This window comes from Mesorhizobium sp. M7A.F.Ca.CA.001.08.2.1 (genome assembly GCF_003998455.1).
GTDB lineage: Bacteria > Pseudomonadota > Alphaproteobacteria > Rhizobiales > Rhizobiaceae > Mesorhizobium > Mesorhizobium ciceri.
The window spans coordinates 1-587 of record NZ_RZPW01001406.1 but is presented as its reverse complement, the minus strand read 5'-3'; the positions used below and the strand labels follow the sequence as shown (position 1 = coordinate 587).

The following is a 587-nucleotide window of genomic DNA, read 5'->3' as shown; positions in this document are numbered from 1 at the left end:
CAGGCCGCCGACCGTGCAGACCATGTCGCACTTCAGCGGATCGCCAGGCATCGCTTTCGCATCGGCATCTTTGGCCCGAGCGCCCAGCGTCACATATTCGGCAGTTTGGACCGTATGAGACAGGCCGGACGCGGCCGTGGCGACACCTTGCCGGTAGAGGGCAATGAGATCGGCCTGGCGCATGCCGGCCATCGCATCGACCTGCAGCCGCTCCAGCCCGACTTCCGACAGGATGATGCCTTGCTGCAGCAGGTCGATCTCGCGCGGCGACTTGATGGCCCGCAACCTGTCGAGCACGGCCGAGCCGTCGACCATCGTGCAGGCCGGCAGCAGCGCCTGCATGACCGAGAAATCGGCGGCGGGAACAAAATCGAGGTCGACGCCGACCCTTGCGCGCCCGAGCCCAAACCCGGTCAGGATCTGCTTCAGCTCGTCGACGGCACGGGCGAGTTCGAATGTGGCGGGCCGAGAAAAACCCGGCGCCCGGCCGGCAAGGCCGGCCTCGATGCGTTGCGGCAACCCTTGCCCTGACGTCGAGGCGTCCAGCGTGGCGGCTTCGATCCAGATCGGGTGGCTGCGGATAACAG

1 protein-coding gene is annotated in these 587 nt (G+C 66.8%); it reads right to left on the bottom strand.

Annotated features, from left to right (window positions below):
- Positions 1 to 587: aminopeptidase P family N-terminal domain-containing protein (locus EN914_RS37675; RefSeq protein WP_206527357.1), on the bottom strand; the 587-nt coding region annotated here is incomplete at both ends.